This window comes from Psychrobacter sp. 1Y6 (assembly GCF_052258385.2).
Taxonomy (GTDB): Bacteria; Pseudomonadota; Gammaproteobacteria; order Pseudomonadales; family Moraxellaceae; genus Psychrobacter.
On record NZ_JBQQEW020000001.1, the window covers coordinates 937,814 to 958,545 of the forward strand.

Sequence of the window (20,732 nt, forward strand, 5' to 3'; positions counted from 1 at the left end):
AATTCATTTCATGCATAGCTATTAATGCTTATAAATAACGAGCTACCGTATGGATACCAGCCCTAGCATCAATTTTGCCGAAGAATTCAGCTCAAAGATTCCTGCCTTAACCTTACTTACCACACTGGGCTATCAGTTTATTCCGCCTAGCCAATGCAGTGCCATGCGCTCAAAAGTGGTTTCAAATAAGGCTATTGACCAAGTTGTATTACTACCTATCATGCGTGCATTTTTAGCTAAGCAAAATTTTATGTTTGAGGGCAAGCTACATCCTTTATCAGACAGCGCCATTGATAAGGTCATGCATGAGCTGAATCCCGCCATGAACTTAGGCTTACAGGCAGCAAACGAGGCGCTATATAACGCCATGCTCTATGGCGTGACCGTGACTGAGTTTATTGAAGGTAAAAAAACCTCGCAGACTATCGCTCTGATAGATTGGAATAATATCGATAATAATAGCTTTCACGTTACCGAAGAGCTGGTAGTACTCAATAGTGAAGGTACGAGTAGTCGTAGACCTGATATCGTTTGCTTTGTGAATGGTCTACCGCTGGCAGTGATCGAAGCCAAACGCCCTGATTCGAGTAGAGAGTGGCAATCGACCAATGCTCAAGCCGTCTCCCAGCACATCCGTAACCAAGGTCAAAAAGAAATCCCGCATCTATTTGCCTATAGCCAACTACTACTGGCGGTCAATGGTAATGACGGTCTGTATGCTACCTGCGGTACGCCTGAGAAGTTTTGGGCAAAATGGGTCGAGGAAGAAATTTCTGAGCCTGAGTTTCATCGTTTAAAGAACCAAGCACTCAGTCCTAAGCAAGTTGAGAACTTGTTTGGTGATCGTCCTACCTCTATTAAAGAGGAATATAAATCATTAATTGCAGGCGGTGATCTAGCCGTCACTGACCAAGACCGCTTAATCATCAGTCTTTTGCAGCCTGAGCGTCTGCTTGAGATGACGCGCATGTTTACCTTGTTTGATAAAAAGGCTGGCAAAATTGTTGCCCGCTATCAGCAAGTCTTTGGCATCAAAGCCTTGATTGAACGTATCAGCACCTTTGACGAGAAGGGCAGTCGTGAGGGCGGTGTCATTTGGCATACCACAGGTAGTGGTAAATCTTTCACGATGGTGTTTTTCTCTAAGGCGCTTATTTGGTTAGAAGAACTCGCCAAGTGCCGTGTCATTGTGGTCACCGACCGTGTTGATCTTGAAACTCAGCTTAGTAAAACCTTTGCTTCTGGTGGTGTGCTTAGTGATCGGGACAAAACAGATGCGATGGCAACCTCTGGTCGCCGTCTAGCGCAGCAGATTGGGCAGGGTAATGAGCGTGTTATCTTCTCTATTATTAATAAGTTTGGCTCAGCCGTTAAATATGATGAATGTTATAACGACAGCCCAAATATCATCGTTATGGTCGATGAAGGTCACCGTAGCCAAAACGGTGAGAATAATATTCGTATGGCGCAAGCCTTGCCAAACGCTGCTTTTATTGCCTTTACAGGTACGCCATTGCTAAAAGATGACAAGACCGAAAACAAATTTGGTAGCATCATCCACTCTTATACCATGCAGCAAGCGGTTAAAGATAAAACGGTCACGCCACTGTTATACGAAGAGCGTATCCCTGAGCTGAATACCAACGATCAAGCCATTGATGCTTGGTTTGACCGTATCACCCAAAAGCTCACCGATGATCAAAAAACGGATCTCAAGCGTAAGTTCTCCCAAAAAGGTCAAATCTATCAGGTTGAGGGTCGTATTGAGCTGATCGCTCATGATATCTCTGATCACTTCCAAAACTTTAAACAGCAGCACCTTAAAGGTCAGTTGGCTTGTGACTCTAAAGCCTCAGCTATCCGCTATAAAATGGCGTTAGATAAGATTGGCAAAGTGACCTCAGTGGTCGCTATGTCACCACCTGATACTCGTGAAGGGCATGATACTGTCGATGGAGAGTCAAAAGACATCGTCCAGAATTGGTGGCAAGATAATGTCGCCAAAGAGTATGGCGGTGATGAAAAGGCATATACCAAAGCTATTATAGAAGCTTTTAGTCAGGATGATGGTCCTGACATTATGATCGTTGTCGATAAGCTACTAACGGGCTTTGATGAGTCAAAAAACACCGTACTGTATATCGATAAGCCCTTAAAGCAGCACAACCTGATTCAGGCGATTGCACGGGTAAACCGCTTGCATGAGAAGAAACGCTTTGGTTATTTGATTGATTATCGCGGCATCTTAAAAGAGCTGGATATCACCATTGAAAAATACCAAGACTTAGCAGAACGTACGCAAGGTGGCTTTGATATCGATGACCTCAAAGGTTTGTATAACGCGATGGATACTGAGTACAAGCAGTTACCTAGACTACATAGCGAGCTGTGGGCGATATTCTCATCGGTGAAAAATAAACAAGATGGGCAAGCGTTAAGACAGGTGCTTGCACCAAAGATGCAGGACATTGATGGTAGAGTAGTCGATACCAAGCTCAAAGAGCGTGATGACTTTTATGCAGCTTTAACCGCATTTTCTAACGCCATGAAAATTGCGTTGCAATCGGCGTCTTTCTTTGCAGACAAATCATTTGATAGCAAGCGTGATCGCTACAAAGCCGATCTAAAAGCCTTTATCAATCTACGTAAGCAAGTGCGCGAGGATGCTGATGAAACCATCGATTATGATGAGTATGAAGCAGATATTCGTAGCTTACTTGATAAGCATATCGCTGGACTTGAGGTTCGTGAGGCAAAAGGTGCTTACTTGGTTGGTAACTTAGGTAAGGATGTTAAGCCTGAAGAATTAAGCGATGATGAAGCGCGCAACCAAACGGATAAAATCACTGGTCGTGTCACTAAGATGATTGAGCAGGATCTGGCTGATGATCCTTATGCCCAAGAGTATTTTTCTAAATTGCTCAAGCAAGCGATTGCTGATGCTAAAGCCATGTTCGATGCGCCAGTGAAGCAGTACATGATGTTTGCTGACTTTGAGCAAGCTGTCAAAGACCGTGATGTCGCCGATGTACCAAATGAGTTTGTCGATGATAGTGGTAAATTGAACAAACATGCTCAGGCGTACTTTGGTTTGTTTAAGCATTTATTCGATGCTGATTTCTTGATAGATAAAGAGCTAGATAACGACAAGCTAGTCGCTTACGCCTTTGAGATTGATAAGATCGTCAAGACAGCGGTAGCTGAGTACTCTATCAATCCAGCAGAGATCGAAAATGCTATTAGTGTCAAATTGCTACCGATGTTATTTATGGATTTGGGTATCGATAAAGCACAACAGCTCATCGAGGAAGTACTAAAGATTACCCGCCTTGGACTTTCCAGAGACAAGTAGCCTAAGAGCAGCAATAGGGTAGTAGGCAATGACTGAGAATGGTGTGTTTTATTATGGTCAAGATAAGATTGATTATGAAATAGTGCGTAAAGAAGCAACTGATAAAGAAAAGATAAATAAGCCTGAAAGCGACAAGCTGATTGCTAAAAAGACCAAGCCTCGAAAAGTGGTTATCAAAGTACATCCTGATCAGCGTGTGGTTGCCACCGCACCTGTCGATGCCAGCGATGAAATGATACAAGATGCCATGATGAAACGTGCGCGCTGGATATGGCAAAGCCTACAAGATTTTGCCAAGCAACAAGATCAGGTATTGCCCAAACGTTATGTTAGCGGCGAAACCCAGTTTTATCTGGGTCGTCGTTATGTGTTAAAAGTGATAACCGATGCAGAAGCTAACGATGGGATCAACAGTACTGTGAAGCTTAGTCGCGGTAAGCTGAATGTGGAATTGTCTCAAAGCGATTCTGAGTTGGACGCTGAAGAACGAGCTGTCTTAGTTAAACGTCTTATTGATGAATGGTATAAAAATAAATTTAGGTCGATCTCTAGAGAGAGGCTTGAAGCCTTGATAAGTAAGGCTTCATGGGTTAAAAATAGTCCTTCAATAAAATTAATGACCATGAAAAAACAATGGGGAAGCTGCTCAACTAAAGGCAATTTAATACTCAATCCGCACTTAGTAAAAGCACCAAAGGAATGCATTGATTACGTGATACTGCATGAGCTGTGTCATATAGCTGAACACAACCACAGTGAGCATTTCTGGCGGCTACTAACGCAAGTAATGCCAAACTGGAAAGAGGTAAAGGCTAGGCTCGACGGGATGGCTGAGCTATATTTGAATGAGTGAGTCATAACACCTTTATCATAATTAGCATGAAAACCACCTTCAAAAAAGTAGCTAGCTATCAACTAAAATAACCCATATCAGATGGGTTATTTTAAGTCCAGTTCTGAGATGCTTTTTAACTATGGCGTACCTGCATGCCCCACCTTAACTTGCACAGCTAACATACGTCCTTTAGTTTCTGCCTTGCGAGAGGCCTCATCCCAGTCTGGAGCCGCGCACATAAATAGTGTCTTACCATCTTGTCCACCAAGAGTAACCGCAAAGATACCATCAGGTGCAGTATCGATAGTTTCTAAAATTTCACCACCCTCTGCTATGCGTACCGCTCGCTGATTTATGGTATCTGCGATCCACACAGCACCCTCGGCATCCAAGGTCAAACCATCAGGTAATATGCTAGCATTTTCTATACGTAGACCAAGATTTGGCTCATCACCTAATTCTCCAAAATTAGCAAAGTCACGCTTTTCTCCGAGGCTACCATCCTCCTTGATATCAAACTGCGTGACTTTATTACCAAATAGCTCGTTAACGATCAATGTTTTCTGATCTGCAGAGATAACCATCCCATTTGGAAATGCCAATCCTTCAGCGACAACCTGTGAGCTTCCATCAGGCTTAACCAACACAAGCCCTGTGTTTTCATGGTCAGCGCCACCCATCAAATCAAAACCAAAGTTGCCGACATAAGCATTACCATTGGCTGAAACCACCATGTCATTTGCATGACCACCGCAATGCTCCCAAATATCAGCGTGAACGACCAAGTTACTATCATTTTCTAGTCGTAAGACTTTGCGGTCTTTCATCGACACAACCAGCAAGCGCCCATCAGGCAACCATCCTAAACCGGAAGGTTGCTGTTCAACATGGATGATTTTCTCTGCTACTCCTTCATTGTTAACTCGATAAACGCCTTGAGTATAGAAATCGACAAACCATAGCGCATTTTGATACCAGCGAGGTCCTTCTAAATAGTGAAAGCCATCAACAGCAACTTCTATTTTATATTTCGACATAATCATCTTCCTTGATTGATAGACAAAATTATTTAAACAATATTTCTTATCAGGCTATTTCTTCATATATTGCAGTGACTTCCTCTAAAGTCATATCTTTGGGATTGGTCGCGATTAGTCGTGCATAGGTATTGATAACTATGTCGGCTAAGGCAGGAATATCGTTCTTTGTAATATCCAATTCACTCAAACGGTATTTAAGACCACTGTTTTCCAAAAACATTTTTAGTTGACTAATAAATGAAGTCGCTGCGTCTAAATCTGTCATTCCAGCTGTCTGAGTAGGCATGACAGCACGAGCAAGCTCTGCGTATAGAGGAGCAGCTTCTGATAAGTTAAATGTGAAAACACCACACATGACGAGTGCATTAGCATGTCCATGTGGAATGTGGAAGTTAATACTAAGAGGGTAGGAGAGCCCGTGAACAGCGGCTACAGAGGCATTGACGAAGGCGATGCCTGCCAGTGTGGAACCTAACAGCATATCGGCACGAGCATCAATATCGTCACCTTGGTTTAACACTTTTTCAAAATTATTCCAAAGCATCTGTAAGCCTTTTAGGGCTAGTGCATCTGAAATAGGATTCTTTTTAGTGCGACTGGTATAGGCTTCAATACAATGCACCATGGCATCAAGCGCAGTTGCTGCAGTGATATGACGGGGTAATTTTAGTGTTAATGTTGCATCTAAAATGGCGACGTCAGGTAGGATTTTAGGAGTATAAATGGCTTTTTTACTGCCATCTTTTGAGGTAATCACGGAGACAAAGGTAGACTCTGCGCCCGTACCAGCAGTAGTCGGTATGGCAAATAGCGGCAGCTTTTTGAAACCACTAATATCTCTATCTAAAATATCGTTAACGGACTGAAAGTCATTTGGATACAAAGCGACAATCTTCGCTGTATCAATAGAGCTTCCGCCACCTAAGCCAATGATCAAGTCACATTGATTGTCTCTTGCACGATCAATAGCGCTTTCAACAATTTCAATGGGCGGGTCTGCAACGACACTATCGAACACAACGACATTAACACCGGCTTCCTGTAAGGATTGCTGGGCGATATCGACATAGCCTAGTTCGGAGATACCAGCATCTGTAATAATGATGGCTGATGTTGCAGAATATTGTTTTGCTAAAACACCTAGCTTTTGGCGCATGCTGTCAGCTTCGCTGACAATATGACCATTAGTATAAAATTCAATCCCTGTCATTTTATTCTTCCTTGTATATATATACTCACTTGTTGAGAACAAACGATGCAAAAGTAAGAGTGCTTTTGTATTGATTAGACTCTTATAAGGCGTCAATGCTTTTCAAGCGTATTAGGTAACTACTTACCTTATTAACATTTTTACTTTCAATACATTTTTACAAGAGCAGTGTGCAGTGAGCTGCAAAAAAACGTATTAAAAAATTCTAGGTACCATAAAAGCAAGCAATATCTGAATTTATCAGCATGCTTAACTAGCCGATGTTTGTAAGGTATTACATTATCATAAACATTAGAGAATAGTCATTAAATGATTTGACAGCTATCACTTTAGTTGCTAATTTCAGTTGTACGTTAAGTATATATTGACCTAATTATTTATAACCACTACTAATGGTGTATTTAACTTACCTGTCAAATACTATAAAAACATAAGTTAAATTAATGAACTTATGACTACTATCAAAAGGAATTGATAATGAAATTAGCACCCATTTTTCCGATAAGTGTGCTAGCCGCGATGAGCCTTTTAGGTTGTTCAAACCAATCTAGTAATGGTACGACTTCTTCACAAGAGACCACTGTTTTACGTTTCTCACATTTCTATCCTGCAACATCTGATATTAATAAAGAGATTTTTGAACCTTGGGCAAAAAAAATCGAAGCTGATTCGGGCGGGCGTCTTAAAGTTGAGGTATATCCTTCGGCCACTATTAGTAAAGCGGATACAGCTTATGAGTCTGCTGTAAAAGGAACCATTGATATTGGCTCACAAGTACAAGGTTATACAAGTGGTCGATTCCCATTATCTCAGATTGCAGAGCTTCCAGGATTATCTAACTCATCAACACAAACAGGCTGTATGCTGCAAACCTTGTATGACAATGGTACGATTGCTGACGAGTATAAAGATTCTCACTTGCTCTTTATGTTTGCCACAGGACCTGGAACCTTGCACAGTACTAATAAATTGATCAGAACTCCTGAGGATATGAGAGGTATGCGTATTCGTAGGCCTTCAGCAGTTGCAGGTGATATCATCGAAAGTATGGGAGCTTCTCCTGTGGGGCTACCTGCCAATGATATATATACTTCTTTACAGCGTGGTGTAGTTGATGGATTAAGCTTTCCGTGGGAAGCTATGGAGACTTTCAAACTAAATGAGTTGACGAAGTATCATACTAATATGCCATTTTATAGTTCTGCTTTAATGGTAACTATGAATAAAGCTAAGTATGAAGGTCTGCCAGAGGACTTGAAACAAGTTATTGATGACAATTCAGGTATGGCACTTAGCAAGAAAGTAGGGGCCATGTGGGATAAGACTTATTCAACGCAGCTACAAGCAGCTATCGATCAAGGAGACGAAGTTGTCGATATCCTAGACCCACTCAATGACCCAGATTGGAAAGGCCCACTTGAAAAAGGTACAAAGAAATATCTTGATGATGTGGAGTCTTTAGGACTAGATGCTTACGGGGTCTATGATAAGGCTAAAGAAGCTAGTGTAGTCTGTAAAGTGTAATCTGATAAAAATTTTAGCTAAAATATAGCTGAACTGACTAAATTGAAAAAGCCCCAACTTTGAGCTGAGGCTTTTTTGTTTTTTTGATTCTAACTATTTCAAGATTTACCTACCTAGGACAAACTGTCCACCAGAAAAGCTAATACACCCCTCACAAAACCAAGAGTTCAATCTCCTTGCATGAGGAATATCTGCTGGGACATCTAATTGATAGGGACGACCACAGTATTCACAGTGTACGTCATCTAAATAAACCTGACATTTTGCAAGTGTAGCAAATAAAACATCAGTCTCCGTGTTGTGTTCATAACAAAGCAGTTCTAAATGCGCTATATAATCACTGGGCGACACATAGGACCAATACTCATGGCACAAACGCTTTGCTGTATCATCGAGAGCTGAATCAAAGACGAAGTTCATGCTCATAATACCCTCCTTAGTATCCATAGCCAGTTTGTGGTAGTAGCTCGTAGAGCTCACTCTGTAGCTGACTACACATATCATCAAAGACATAGTCGAGATTAGTTTCTAAGCGCTTCTGTACCCATATGCGCAGCGCCGTATGATTATCAAAGCAACTATCAATACTTAGGAACCTAGCCAAACCAGTACCTGACTGAATATAGAGCTCACAAATGAGGTAGTTAGCAATATTATCTGCGCCATTACTGACATAGCCACTAGGTTTAAACGTCGCATGCAATATATCGTAATCAATCATTTTCATTGTGAGGTCCCTTATCGGTAGATACCTGAGCAATCTGACTGCGATTGACCAATGCTTCAAATGCACTACCATCCTGCCGAGTCATATTCGGTACGTAACGGCTATATGTGTTGAATAGCATCTTAGTTGTAGAGTGTCCCATTTGACTGGCAATCCACTCAGGACTTTCGCCAGCAGCCAACCATAGCGTTGCTGCGGTATGACGAGACTGATAAGCATTACGCTTCTTCAGACCCAAAATCTTAAGAGTAGGGTGCCAAACACGTTTATTCACGTTGTTGTAGTCAAGTGGCTCACCCGTATGCGCGCAAAATACATAGTCAGATCGCTTATAAGTGATGGTCTGCTGTTGCTTCAGAGCATCGTAGACCCAAGGTGACATTTGGATTGCACGGTAAGACTCTTGAGTCTTAGGAGGAACAATTTTGCCTTTGACATAAGCTTGTTTGATCACAATCTCACGTCGATTAAAGTCAATGTTCTCCCACGTCAACCCATCAATCTCACTCGTACGCATCCCTGTAAAAAAACGTACCAGATAATAATTGCGATAGTCTGCTCTTACACCATTAATAAATTTCCAAACCTCATCTAGTGTGAATGGTTGAATATCCGTTTTAGGCTGTTTGAGCGCATTGATATCGTAGTAAGGATTATCAAATTTATAGCGTTTAGCTGCTTCTTTTAGTATCATACCTAAAGGTACCATTATCGAATTGATGCGTGCCGCTGACAGATGTTTGTTAGCTTTTCCGTACGTTACTTTGGCGAGCGATGAACGGAAGGCTAATACATCTGTCTTTTTTATGAGATGAATGGGTTTAGTCCCAAACTTAGCAATCAAGTACATATCAATAATCTCCTTTATTTTGCGCTTATAGGTATCGCGCCATTCAATTTCTTTTTCAGAGAACCACAATTCTGCAAACTGTTCAAAAGAGGGCGTATCGGTATTAATACATTCCTTGCGATCGTTTAACGCTACCATCTGTGCCGCTTTGTCACTTTTTGGAAAGTACTTAGCGTAATTGAACAGTCCTAAGATGATTTCTGCTTTCATTTTCTCAACCACCTTATCAAGCTTCTTGCGATTCGCTGGTGTGTCTGTCAGGTTTGTCCTCTCCCGACAGCGTATACCCATATAATAAAAATCGACAAATAGCATATTGCTCCCTTTGCGCCTTCTGATACTAGCCATCCTATTTCTCCTTATTGTAGTGCCATGGCATTGATGCTACCGGCGATACCAGTGCGCATATCTTTTTCAATCTCTTCCCAAATGTACAAAATCTTACGACCACCGAACGGGCGTATATAATGAATACCCTCGATAAGCACACTATCCTTTAGCTCATTACGGATAGTACGAGGGTTATATTTGATGAGCTCAGAAAGCTCTTGGGTAGTTAGGTAGGTATGTGACATAATAAATTCCTTGTAAGCCAATTAAATAACTAGGTTGTTTTATCGAAATAACAAATAATTCTATGAAAGTAATTTGTTATTCGATAGAAGTACTTTACTAGCTATAGTTAGTTGATGCAAGTACTTTTCTAGTCTATTAAGGAATTATTAATGATTTTATGTAATTTACCAGTGCTACTAGCTGAACGACGTATGAAGGTGGCAGATATAATAAGAATGACAGGAATTAGTAAGTCGACAATGCACAAGATCTATAACGAACAGACTTCAAGAATAGATTTTGACACTATGGATAAAATTTGTGAGGCACTAGATATTGAAGTAGGTGATTTATTTACTTATGTACCTAACGAGTCGCTAGATAAAGAGAAGTAAATTAATCTTGAGAGCGCTTTAGATGATTCAGGGTAGAGGTCAAAAGTGCTACTCTGGAAGGAATGCTAAATAGAGAGCAGGCACAACTTAGGCACAATTTGGGCACACACGTTTTTTGATGACGTTTGCTGAAAGTGAGAAAAGAGGAAATTTGCATCGACGTATAGTTTCCTTTTCCGCTACAGCCTATATTTCACGGACAAAAAAAAGCCCCAATCTTAAGATTGGGACTTTTCGAATCTGGTAGGCGTAATCGGATTCGAACCAACGACCTCTACCATGTCAAGGTAGCGCTCTAACCAACTGAGCTATACGCCTATTTAGGTTGAGCATTTTAGCAAGTTTCCCAGACTTTGCAAGTCTTTTTTAGCATAAACCTCTTTTATTGTCATAATATCTGCTATTCAGGCTTATATTAGTTATTTAGATACACTTTTGTATATATTTGCTAAACATTAAATTTAAATGGTTTAGTTTTTATTGTTAATAAAAGGGGTGGTGCTAATGATTAAACCCTTATAACTGGTATGATATCTCTCTAAACAACGTAATCGTCATGATAATAACGGTTTGAAATCAATCATGCTGACTAAGCGTTAAACAAATATTAAAAACAGTTGGAGAATAACATGGGTCTCTTGGTAGATGGGCAGTGGCAAGACAAGTGGTATGAGACAAAAGAGAGTGGCGGCCGCTTTCAGCGTGAAGATGCTGGTTTTAGAAACTGGGTAACGGTAGATGGTAGCGCAGGGCCAACAGGTATTGAGGGCTTTAAAGCCGAACCTGACCGCTATCATCTATACGTGTCGCTAGCCTGTCCTTGGGCACACCGTACCCTTATTTACCGCAAGCTTAAAGGCTTAGAAGACATCATTCCGTTGTCTGTAGTACATCCATATATGGGTGAGTATGGTTGGACGTTTGCAGAGGGTGCAGGTGTCGTTGTTGATCCAGTTATCAATGCAGACTATGCCTATGAGCTATATACCAAGGCCAAACCAGACTATACAGGCCGTGTCACCGTACCTATCTTGTGGGATAAAAAAACAAACACAATCGTGAGTAATGAGTCATCTGAAATCATTCGCATGTTTAACTCTGCCTTTGACGAGGTTGGGGCACTAGCAGGTAATTTTGTGCCAGCAGAGTTATTGCAAGAAATTGATGATATCAATACTTTTGTCTATTCAACTATCAACAATGGCGTGTATAAGACAGGATTCTCTACCACACAAGAGGCTTACGAAGAGGCCGTGATTGAGCTATTTGCGACATTAGATACACTTGAGACGCGCTTAGCACATCAGCGTTATCTAACAGGTAGTACTATAACTGAGGCCGATTGGCGACTGTTTACGACGTTGGTTCGTTTCGATGCTGTCTATGTTGGGCACTTTAAATGCAATCTGCGTCGTATCGTTGACTATCCAAACCTTTGGGGCTATCTGCGTGACTTATATCAGGTATCTGGTATCGCAGAGACGGTAAATATGGATCATATCAAGCAGCATTATTACACCAGTCATGCCAATATCAATCCCACGCGTATTGTCCCTGCTGGCCCAGTGATTGATTTTAATGAGTCACATGACCGTGCATGTCTATAGTTTTATTCATCAAAAAATATTCAAAAAAAGCCCCAGCTACTAATAGGTAACTGGGGTTATTACATTATAAAAGTTAGTGTAATTACTATTAGGCGTTGTTTAGCTGACGGGCCGCTTCTAGAGCGAAGTAGGTCAAGATGCCATCAGCACCAGCACGGCGGAAGCCAATCAGCGACTCTAAGATCACTGCATCACTTAACCAGCCGTTCTGAATGGCTGCCATATGCATAGCATATTCGCCAGATACTTGATATGCAAAGGTTGGTACGCCAAAGGTATCTTTGACTTCGCGAATCAAATCAAGATAAGGCTGTCCTGGTTTGATCATGACCATATCCGCGCCTTCATTGATATCCATAGCCACTTCATGTAGCGCCTCAGCACGATTGCCAAAGTCCATCTGATACTGTTTCTTATGGCCACCTTTTAAGTTGCCAGCACTGCCAACGGCATCACGGAATGGACCATAGTAAGCAGAAGCATATTTGGCTGAGTAGGCCATAATAGCCGTATTCACAAAACCCTCTGATTCAAACGCGTCACGCATGGCCTTGATACGGCCGTCCATCATGTCACTAGGAGAGATGATATCTGCACCGGCACGCGCATGTACTAGCGCTTGCTTGACCAGTACTTCGATAGTTGCATCATTGATGACGTAACCACTGTCATCAAGTAGACCATCTTGACCATGTGAGGTATAAGGGTCTAGGGCTACATCAGTCATGACGACCATTTCTGGCACAGCATCTTTGACCGCTTTTATTGTACGTGCAGTCAGGGCGTTTTCGTCATAAGCGGCGCTACCATCCGGTGTTTTCAAAGCGTTATCGATCACAGGAAAAAGATCAATAGTTGTCACACCTTCTGCTAACAGCTCTTTGGCATAGTTGATTAGCAAATCAATCGATAAGCGTTCAACGCCCGGCATACTAGCGATGGTTTCGCGCTGGTTTTCACCCTCTAATACAAAGACAGGGGCAATAAAGTGTTTAGGGTGCAGCTCCACTTCACGAATCATTGAACGTACATTGTCGTTGTAGCGTAGACGACGTAAGCGAGTAGCAGGGTATTGACGGTTAAAAGTATAGCTCATAATAATTCCTTATGATTGTTTTAATAGTTATCATGTTACATGGTTAAAATAATATCGCTATAAGCGGTATTTTATAGAATCAGCTTATCAAAATCTGTGCTTTATAAGTGGCTTTATATAAAGAGAGCTTGTATAAAGTGAGCCTGCTATAACCAAAAGATGTCAATAAAAGCAAAAAGCCCCACCACATTAAGTCGGTAGGGCTGATAGTACGTATCGACTGTCAATGTGATGATAGAGCTACGTCATCAGATCAAGGCTGGGTCATTTAAGGTTCAACAATCTGGGTCACAGGAACTTGCTCAACACTATTGTTATTGAAGCGAGTCTCTTCAGTGACTATGCCGACAGCGGCATCCTTCTTACCATCGTCATTCACATCGACGATAGCAGTCGGTTTGAAAGTAGTCGTTTCTACCGCTTGCGACTGCTTAATGGCAACAGCTTCTTGCGGGGTAGTCACACGCGCTGAACCAGCTGCTTTGATGGCATTTGTCGCTTTGGTTTTTGCACTAGTAGCAGTTCCAGTGACAATCTGCGCCAAGTTGGTGTGCTGCGGTACAGGAATGACAGACGGTACATCAAGGTTCGCACCGCCACCAAGTGCTTGGTACAACTCAATCTGGCTAACGATTTTCTGTAGCTCTAAATCTAGGATACCTTGCTGAGTAGAGAACAGTGAACGCTGCGCGTCAAGTACGTCCAGATAGTTCGAGATACCTGCTTTAAAGCGCGCATCTGCTATCTGATATGTCTGTTCAAAATTATCCTGCAGACGATACTGCGCCTCTAACTGCTCACCAAGTGTTGCACGTGTAGCAAGTACATCTGATACTTCACGGAATGCCGTCTGAATAGAGCTCTCATAACTAGCAAGCGTTTGCTCACGTTCGATTTGAGCCACATCGTAATTGGCGTCTAAACGGCCTGCATCAAAGATAGGGACGCTCACGCTAGGTCCAAACGACCAGCCAACGGCACCATTTTTGAACAAGTCATTTAGGCTGCCGCTACTGACGCCCACACTACTGGTCAAGCTAATAGAAGGGAAGTAAGAGGCACGAGCCACTTCGATATTCGCACCAGCCGCTTTTAGGTTATATTCTGCCTGTAGCACGTCAGGGCGATAGCGCAGTAATTCACTTGGTAGACCTGCATTGAATATCTGCTGGCTGGTGATATTACTGACAGCAGGTGTTGGGATAAGCTCGTTTGGAATCGCGCCACCAACCAAGTACTGCAATGCATTGCGTGATTGAAGAACGCTGGTCTGTGCACGTAATACGGCAAGCTTGGCATTCTCTAATGAGGCAGAAGACTGTAGTGAAGGTAGCTTAGGATCAATACCTGCTTCAAAACGTTTATCCGCGATAAATAATGAACGCTCACGACTCTCGACTGTAGCTTCAGCCAGTTTTAATTGCGCTAAGCTGTAGCTTAGATTAGCGTAGCTTTGGGCAATATTACTAATCAAGCTGATTTGGGTCGCATCTTTGGCTGCTGTCGTCGCCAAGAAATTCTGCAATGCTTGATCTTTTAAGCTTGAGATTTTACCCCAAAAGTCGAGCTCATAATTGGCAAGACCTAAGTTAACGCTGTAGCTACTATTAGCGTTTCGATCAGTACGATTCTGTGCTGAACGAGTATAACCAGCACTGCCGTTGATAGCGGGCAAGTCATTAATATCGGTAATCTGATACTGTGCACGTGCTTTTTCAATGGCTAGGCGCGCACTCTCAAAGTCTTTGTTATTTTCAAGACCGAGAGCAATCAGACCTTTTAGGCGCTCATCGCTATAAAAATTCTGCCAGCGTTGACTGGCAATGCTTGCTTGGTCAGCACTACTGACAGTCTCTTTATCAAATGCACCGTAAGATTGCTGCATAGGAATATTTGGCTCTGCTAGCACAGGACGCATATCCGCTTTTGGAATGGTGTTACAAGCGGCCATGCTGATTGCCAATGCAGTCAGCCCTAACAGACGGCCACTGTTTTTGCGCAAACGAGATAGTGCTGGCTGCGCATCAATAGCTGTAATAGCTACCGATGACGAGTTAGTGATAGATGTTTTTTGAGCACTCATTGTGTATTGTCTCCAAGACTTGCAGGCTGATAACTCTCAGAAGGTGTTGGGTTATGCGAGTTAGGCGTACCATTGCCACCATCTTTATCATTGGGTGTGTTGTTCTCATATTTATGCGGGAACGCACTACGCACCCAGATATAGAACATTGGGATAAAGAAGATACCTAAGAGGGTTGCTGTGATTACCCCACCAACAACACTAGTACCAATAGCATTTTGACTGCCTGAACCTGGCCCATTCGCCAAGAATAATGGCACAACACCCAGACCAAAGGCAAGTGAGGTCATGATAATCGGACGCAAACGCTGGCGTGCTGCGGTCATGACGGCCTCTCTGAGACTGTAACCTTCCTCTTGGTGTTCTTTCGCAAATTCAATAATCAAAATGGCGTTTTTGGCGGATAGACCAACGACAGTCAGTAGACCAACTTGCAAGTAGATATCATTGGCAAAACCACGTAGCCAGGTAAATATCACTGCACCCAATACCCCAAGTGGAATCACTAGTAGCACAGAGACAGGAATAGACCAGCTCTCATACAACGCTGCCAAACATAAGAATACAACTAGGATTGAAAGCGCATAGAGCATCGGCGCTTGGGCACCTGATTTTTGCTCTTCCAATGACATGCCTGTCCACTCATAACTGATACCTTCAGGTAACTTGTCTATCATCGCTTCCATCGAGCTCATTGCTTCACCAGTACTTAGTCCTGGTGCGGCGCTACCTTGGATGTTCATGGACGGTAGGCTGTTGTAACGAGTAAGACGCGGTGAGCCTGACTGCCACTCACTACTAGAGAATGCATCGAACGAAATCATATCGTTCATGTCATTTCTTACATACCATTTACCAATATCATCAGGGTTGGTACGGCTGCTGGCTTCACCTTGTACATAGACGCGTTTGATACGGCCACGATCGATAAAGTCGTTAACGTAGCTTGAGCCCCACGCTGTTGAAATGACACTATTGATATTGCTTAGTGACAGGCCATAAGCCGCCGCTTGTTCTTGATTGATGTTTACTTTAAGTTGTGGCGAATCTTCTTGACCGTTAGGACGTACACCAGCTACTTGGTCGTTCTGTGCAGCCATACCTAAGAGCATATTTCGAGCTTCAAGTAGCCCATCATGTCCGAGGTTGCCACTGTCCTGAATCATTAAGTCAAAACCACTGGCATTACCAAGCTCGGTAATTGCTGGTGGTACGATGGCAAATACTTGTGCTTCGTTTAGCTGAGTAAAGAAGTACCCCATCGCTCGACCAGCGACAGCCTGAGCGGTATTTTCATCGCCCGAGCGTTCCTCCCAGTCTGATAAGCGCACAAACGCTAGACCCATATTCTGACCTTGACCTGCAAAACTAAAGCCTGCAATGGTAAAGACCGAAGCGATATTATCAGTTTCTTGGGTATCGTAATAGTTTCTAACTTTATCCAATACGTCTTGCGTCTCATCTAACGTAGAGCCAGCCGGAAGCTGAACCAAGGTAAACATAATGCCTTGATCTTCTTCTGGTAAAAACGAGCCTGGAATACGTAAGAATACGACCGCCATGATACCGATAATGGCTGCGTAGCCAATCATGTATAACCATTTAAAACGAATACTTTTGCCGACAAAGTTTTCGTACGAACGGCTAAGTTTGAAGAAGCCGCGGTTGAACCAACCGAAGAAGCCTTTTTGCTTTTCGGTACTGCCTTTTTCATGACTTTTGCCACGTTTTAGCAAGGTCACACATAGGGCAGGGGTGAATACAAGCGCGACCATGGCAGAGAGCACCATGCTGGTAATCAGCGTAATAGAGAACTGACGATAAATCACACCTGTTGAGCCACCAAAGAAGGCCATCGGTACGAATACTGCAGACAAGATAAGCGCAATACCAATAACGATTTTACTGATTTCACCCATCGACTGGATAGTTGCATCTTTGATAGAGATGTGAGGATCTTCTTCTAGTATTCGCTCGACGTTCTCTACGACGACGATCGCATCATCGACCAACAGACCGATGGACAATACCATGGCAAACATGGTCAAGACGTTGATACTAAAGCCTGCAATATACAACACTGCAAAGGTACCCAAGAGTACGACAGGTACGGCAAGGGTCGGGATAATGGTGGCACGCCAGTTCTGTAAGAAAATGAACATAACGATAAATACCAACACAATCGCTTCAATGAGGGTCATAACGACTTGTTCGATAGACAAGCGTACAAATGGTGTGGTGTCATACGGAACGACTGAGGCTAGACCAATTGGGAAGTTTTTTTCCAGCTCAGCCATACGTGCGCCGACGGCTTCACGAGTCTCAAGGGCGTTTGCGCCACCAGCGAGTGAAATACCTAAACCGGCTGCTTCTTGACCATTGTAGAGAGAGACAACGCTATAGTTTTCACTGCCAATCTCGACATCTGCCACATCGCCTAAGCGCACTTGTGCGCCTGAGGTATCTGTTTTTAGTAGAATGTTTTTAAATTCTTCAGGCGTTTGAAGATAGCTTTGTACAGTAACAGTGGCGTTGATAACTTGTTTGTCTGTGTCGGCAGGTGCTTGACCCAATTGACCAGCAGATACCTGAGCATTCTGTGCTCGTATCGCATTGACGACATCTGAAGGTATCATGTTGTAGCTACGTAGGCGTGATGGGTCTAACCAAACACGCATCGCATAGGTAGAGCCAAAGACTTGAACTTCACCCACACCCTCTACACGACTGATCGAATCGACGACATTAGAGTTAATATAATCGGCAATATCTGCCCGATCCATGGTGCCATCTTCAGAAATAAATGCTTGCACCATCAAAAAGCTGCTAGACGATTTATTGACGTTGACACCTTGACGCTGAACAGACTCAGGCAAGGAGCTCATCGCTGCTTGCAGTTTGTTCTGTACTTGTACTTGAGCTGTGTCAGGATCTGTGCCGTTTTCAAAGGTAAGCGTCACTGAAGCGCTACCATTTGACGAGCTCGATGACGACATATACATCAGACCATCTAGGCCTTTCATACGCTGCTCAATGATCTGTACCACTGAGTTTTCTACGGTTTGCGCATTGGCACCAGGATAGCTTGCACTGACTGAAATCGTTGGTGGTGCGATACGTGGATATTGTTCAATCGGTAGATTAAGAACGGATATCACCCCGATGAGCATGACCAAAACAGCCAGCACCCATGCAAAAATAGGGCGATTAATAAAAAAACGTGACATAGTGTATCCCTAAGTCTTCCTGTCTTGAATGGAATTAGTTGGCAGCGGCTTCTGTTGGTTTTTTGGTAGAAGTCTCATCGCCAGCTGGCTCTTTATCCATCGTTTTTGCGGCTTGCTGCGGCGTTTTGGTATTAGGCGCATTCTTTGCAGCAGCTGGTGCTGGATTTGCACTTTCTAGTGGTTTGGCGACCACCTCTTGGTCAGGCTTGACCTTAGCACCGCCAATTACAACCACTTTGTCACCCGCTTTCAAGCCTTCAGTAACGACCCATTGTCCATCGTAAGTACCATTAATGGTGACCGGACGTACTTGGATTTTGTTATTTTCGTCAACGATATAGACTTGCGTCTCACTCTTAGGCGTACGAGTGACCGCACTTTGCGGGACAAGGGCTGCGTTGGTAATAACACTCTGTGTCAAACGTGCCGTGACATACATACCTGGTAGCAGGATGTTATTGCTGTTTGGGAAAATAGCACGCAAGGTGACAGCGCCTGTTGACTCGTCAACTTTGGCTTCAGACAGTGCAAGCTTACCGCGTACTGGATAGACAGAACCATCTTCTAGTACCAATTCAACTGAGTTCATACCTGGCTGAGCAGTACCATCTGCTATCTGCTGACGAAGCTTTAGCAACTCAGAAGAAGACTGGCTAATATCAACGTAGATAGGGTCTAAGCGTGAAATAGTCACCAATGGATCTGCTTGGCCAGCACTGACCAGAGTACCAGCAGTAACGCTAGAGCGATCAGTACGGCCAGTAAGCGGTGCGCGTACGATTGTACGGTTTAGATCTAATGTACTGGCCTCTAAACCTGCTTTTGCAGTCTGGATGCCTGCTTTTGCACTCTCAATACCTGCTTGAGTTTGACCGACAGCGGCGGCGGCACTTTGTACTGCTGCTTGTGCTGTACGTACGGCTGTTTGTGCTTGATCGTACTGCTGCTTTGAGATGGCATCAATACTGACCAGACCCTGCAGACGTTGTAAGTCATTTTGCGCTTGTGCTAATGACGCTTGACGGCTGACCAATTCAGCTTTTGCATTGGCATTGTTTGCCACAGCAGTTTGATAGTTAGCTTGTGACTGCTGTACGGCGGCTTGGCCACTCGTTACAGATGAGGCATAGTTGTCGGTGTTGATACGATACAGTGGCTGACCTTTTTTGACGTTGCTTCCTTCACGGAATAGTACTTCGTCAATCACGCCGTTGACCTGCGGGCGGACGTCAGCAGTTTGATAAGCTGCAGTACGACCAGAAAAAGTTTGTACTTGAGGGACGGTATCGAGAGTGACTGTCTGAACGTTGACAACCGCAGGCGGCATTTGCTGCTGTGCAGCTTGCTCACCAGCGGCGTCCTCGTTGTTGTCACAGCCAACCAGTACAGCTCCAGATAGTACAGATGCTATTACAAGCGAAAGATAAGAGTGCTTCATCAATGTCCTCGGCAATATATATAAATAGTGACAGTATAAAAATCGATCAATAAGTTTGGCGTACTGAATATAAGGGTCTTGCTAATGCTAAATAACTTGCTAATGCTGAAGAAAGAGAATAAATAGCCTAAGCTAGTATTATTTATTCCAGTTTCAGATTATTCCGTCAGTGAAATATGACTAATAGAAAGTCTGACATCGATATGGATTAAGTATCGAAAGAATTATTTAGCATTAACTGTTTAAGCAAACCACAGAATGGATTAATAAATTTAATGAGTCATTATAAACTATTGGGGTAACCCCACAGTCAAGTAGTTTGCGATACAAGCTGGACCGAAAAGCGGTAATATTACAGTTTACGAATTAATAGATTACCGTCATAGTAAGCGTCGTCTCTATTAACAGCTAATAGAACCATGCACAACCTAGTATCAAAATATATTGTAAACTTTTGTTATAAATCTAAAACCCTATAGTAACTAAGGTTTTTAAACGATAGAAAATCGACTTTGTCAACAAAATGACAATTTTAGCAACCCCTAATTACAGTCATAAAAAATAACTATCAGTATCTCTCTACCAAGCGTTGTCAAACTTTAACCGACTGCCAAAAAGCCTTATACGATTATAGTACTGCAAGGATGTATGAAACTTAAAGAAAGGTAACGATTTGGCTGACATGCTAGTTTTTAAGAGGGTAGTTTTTAATTTATGGGCTTTTATTTATCAATTGCTAAAGAAATTGATAAAAATCCATGCTAAAAAATTCTGTCAAAAAAAGAGTCGTCTT

The 20,732-nt window shown here is 42.8% G+C and carries 15 protein-coding genes and 1 tRNA gene; 5 read left to right on the forward strand and 11 right to left on the reverse strand.

Going from position 1 to position 20,732, the window contains the following annotated elements; all coding sequences use genetic code 11:
* The first annotated feature begins 49 nt into the window (after window positions 1–49).
* Window positions 50–3,352, forward strand: a complete 3,303-nt coding sequence (locus ACTXGF_RS17675; protein ID WP_443533921.1) for a type I restriction endonuclease subunit R — start codon at window positions 50–52, stop codon at window positions 3,350–3,352.
* Window positions 3,353–3,380: 28 nt separating this feature from the next.
* Entirely contained in the window at window positions 3,381–4,205 is an 825-nt protein-coding gene (locus ACTXGF_RS17680; protein WP_443533919.1) for a M48 family metallopeptidase, read from the forward strand.
* A 119-nt stretch (window positions 4,206–4,324) separates the two neighbouring features.
* On the opposite strand, the gene ACTXGF_RS17685 is transcribed toward ACTXGF_RS17680, so the two are convergent.
* Both ACTXGF_RS17685 and ACTXGF_RS17690 read right to left on the reverse strand, forming a co-directional pair.
* Window positions 4,325–5,224 (reverse strand): SMP-30/gluconolactonase/LRE family protein, encoded by a 900-nt coding sequence (locus ACTXGF_RS17685; RefSeq protein WP_443533917.1) that lies wholly within the window; start codon window positions 5,222–5,224, stop codon window positions 4,325–4,327.
* Window positions 5,225–5,273: 49 nt separating this feature from the next.
* Window positions 5,274–6,437, reverse strand: a complete 1,164-nt coding sequence (locus ACTXGF_RS17690; protein ID WP_238051257.1) for an iron-containing alcohol dehydrogenase — start codon at window positions 6,435–6,437, stop codon at window positions 5,274–5,276.
* Window positions 6,438–6,914: 477 nt separating this feature from the next.
* Here ACTXGF_RS17690 and ACTXGF_RS17695 point away from each other — a divergent pair, with 477 nt between their 5' ends.
* Complete coding sequence (locus tag ACTXGF_RS17695; protein ID WP_238051258.1) at window positions 6,915–7,961, forward strand: TRAP transporter substrate-binding protein; 1,047 nt, start codon at window positions 6,915–6,917, stop codon at window positions 7,959–7,961.
* Window positions 7,962–8,066: 105 nt separating this feature from the next.
* On the opposite strand, the gene ACTXGF_RS17700 is transcribed toward ACTXGF_RS17695, so the two are convergent.
* The 4 genes from ACTXGF_RS17700 to ACTXGF_RS17715 are packed head-to-tail and all read right to left on the reverse strand — an operon-like array spanning window position 8,067 to window position 10,113.
* On the reverse strand, window positions 8,067–8,387 hold the full coding sequence (locus tag ACTXGF_RS17700) for a hypothetical protein (RefSeq protein ID WP_238051259.1): 321 nt from the start codon (window positions 8,385–8,387) through the stop codon (window positions 8,067–8,069).
* A gap of 10 nt (window positions 8,388–8,397) precedes the next feature.
* Window positions 8,398–8,688 carry a hypothetical protein gene (locus ACTXGF_RS17705; protein WP_238051260.1) on the reverse strand — a complete coding sequence of 97 codons (291 nt, stop codon included), beginning with the start codon at window positions 8,686–8,688 and terminating at the stop codon, window positions 8,398–8,400.
* Window positions 8,675–9,886 (reverse strand): Arm DNA-binding domain-containing protein, encoded by a 1,212-nt coding sequence (locus ACTXGF_RS17710; protein WP_238051261.1) that lies wholly within the window; start codon window positions 9,884–9,886, stop codon window positions 8,675–8,677. The genes ACTXGF_RS17705 and ACTXGF_RS17710 overlap by 14 nt, the downstream gene beginning before the upstream one ends.
* Window positions 9,887–9,897: 11 nt before the next feature.
* The gene (locus ACTXGF_RS17715; RefSeq protein WP_045447035.1) at window positions 9,898–10,113 is read right to left on the reverse strand and encodes a hypothetical protein; all 216 of its coding nucleotides are present in this window, start codon (window positions 10,111–10,113) and stop codon (window positions 9,898–9,900) included.
* Between the two features lie 150 nt (window positions 10,114–10,263).
* Between ACTXGF_RS17715 and ACTXGF_RS17720 the strand changes: the two genes are divergently transcribed.
* Window positions 10,264–10,488 (forward strand): helix-turn-helix domain-containing protein, encoded by a 225-nt coding sequence (locus ACTXGF_RS17720; RefSeq protein WP_238051263.1) that lies wholly within the window; start codon window positions 10,264–10,266, stop codon window positions 10,486–10,488.
* Between the two features lie 241 nt (window positions 10,489–10,729).
* Here ACTXGF_RS17720 and ACTXGF_RS17725 read toward each other — a convergent pair.
* Window positions 10,730–10,806 (reverse strand) — tRNA-Val (locus ACTXGF_RS17725).
* A 311-nt stretch (window positions 10,807–11,117) separates the two neighbouring features.
* On the opposite strand from ACTXGF_RS17725, the gene ACTXGF_RS17730 reads away from it, so the two are divergent.
* Window positions 11,118–12,095: a glutathione S-transferase family protein gene (locus ACTXGF_RS17730; protein ID WP_443533914.1), complete on the forward strand. Its 978-nt coding sequence runs from the start codon at window positions 11,118–11,120 to the stop codon at window positions 12,093–12,095.
* An 88-nt stretch (window positions 12,096–12,183) separates the two neighbouring features.
* Here ACTXGF_RS17730 and hemB read toward each other — a convergent pair whose 3' ends face one another.
* The 4 genes from hemB to ACTXGF_RS17750 form a co-directional block, all read right to left on the reverse strand.
* Window positions 12,184–13,191 carry a porphobilinogen synthase gene (gene hemB, locus ACTXGF_RS17735; RefSeq protein ID WP_443533913.1) on the reverse strand — a complete coding sequence of 336 codons (1,008 nt, stop codon included), beginning with the start codon at window positions 13,189–13,191 and terminating at the stop codon, window positions 12,184–12,186.
* A 268-nt stretch (window positions 13,192–13,459) separates the two neighbouring features.
* Window positions 13,460–15,274 carry an efflux transporter outer membrane subunit gene (locus ACTXGF_RS17740; protein ID WP_296211434.1) on the reverse strand — a complete coding sequence of 605 codons (1,815 nt, stop codon included), beginning with the start codon at window positions 15,272–15,274 and terminating at the stop codon, window positions 13,460–13,462.
* Window positions 15,271–18,501: an efflux RND transporter permease subunit gene (locus ACTXGF_RS17745; protein WP_296211435.1), complete on the reverse strand. Its 3,231-nt coding sequence runs from the start codon at window positions 18,499–18,501 to the stop codon at window positions 15,271–15,273. The genes ACTXGF_RS17740 and ACTXGF_RS17745 overlap by 4 nt, the downstream gene beginning before the upstream one ends.
* Window positions 18,502–18,535: 34 nt before the next feature.
* Window positions 18,536–19,939, reverse strand: a complete 1,404-nt coding sequence (locus ACTXGF_RS17750) for an efflux RND transporter periplasmic adaptor subunit (RefSeq protein ID WP_296211437.1) — start codon at window positions 19,937–19,939, stop codon at window positions 18,536–18,538.
* Between the last annotated feature and the right edge of the window lie 793 nt (window positions 19,940–20,732).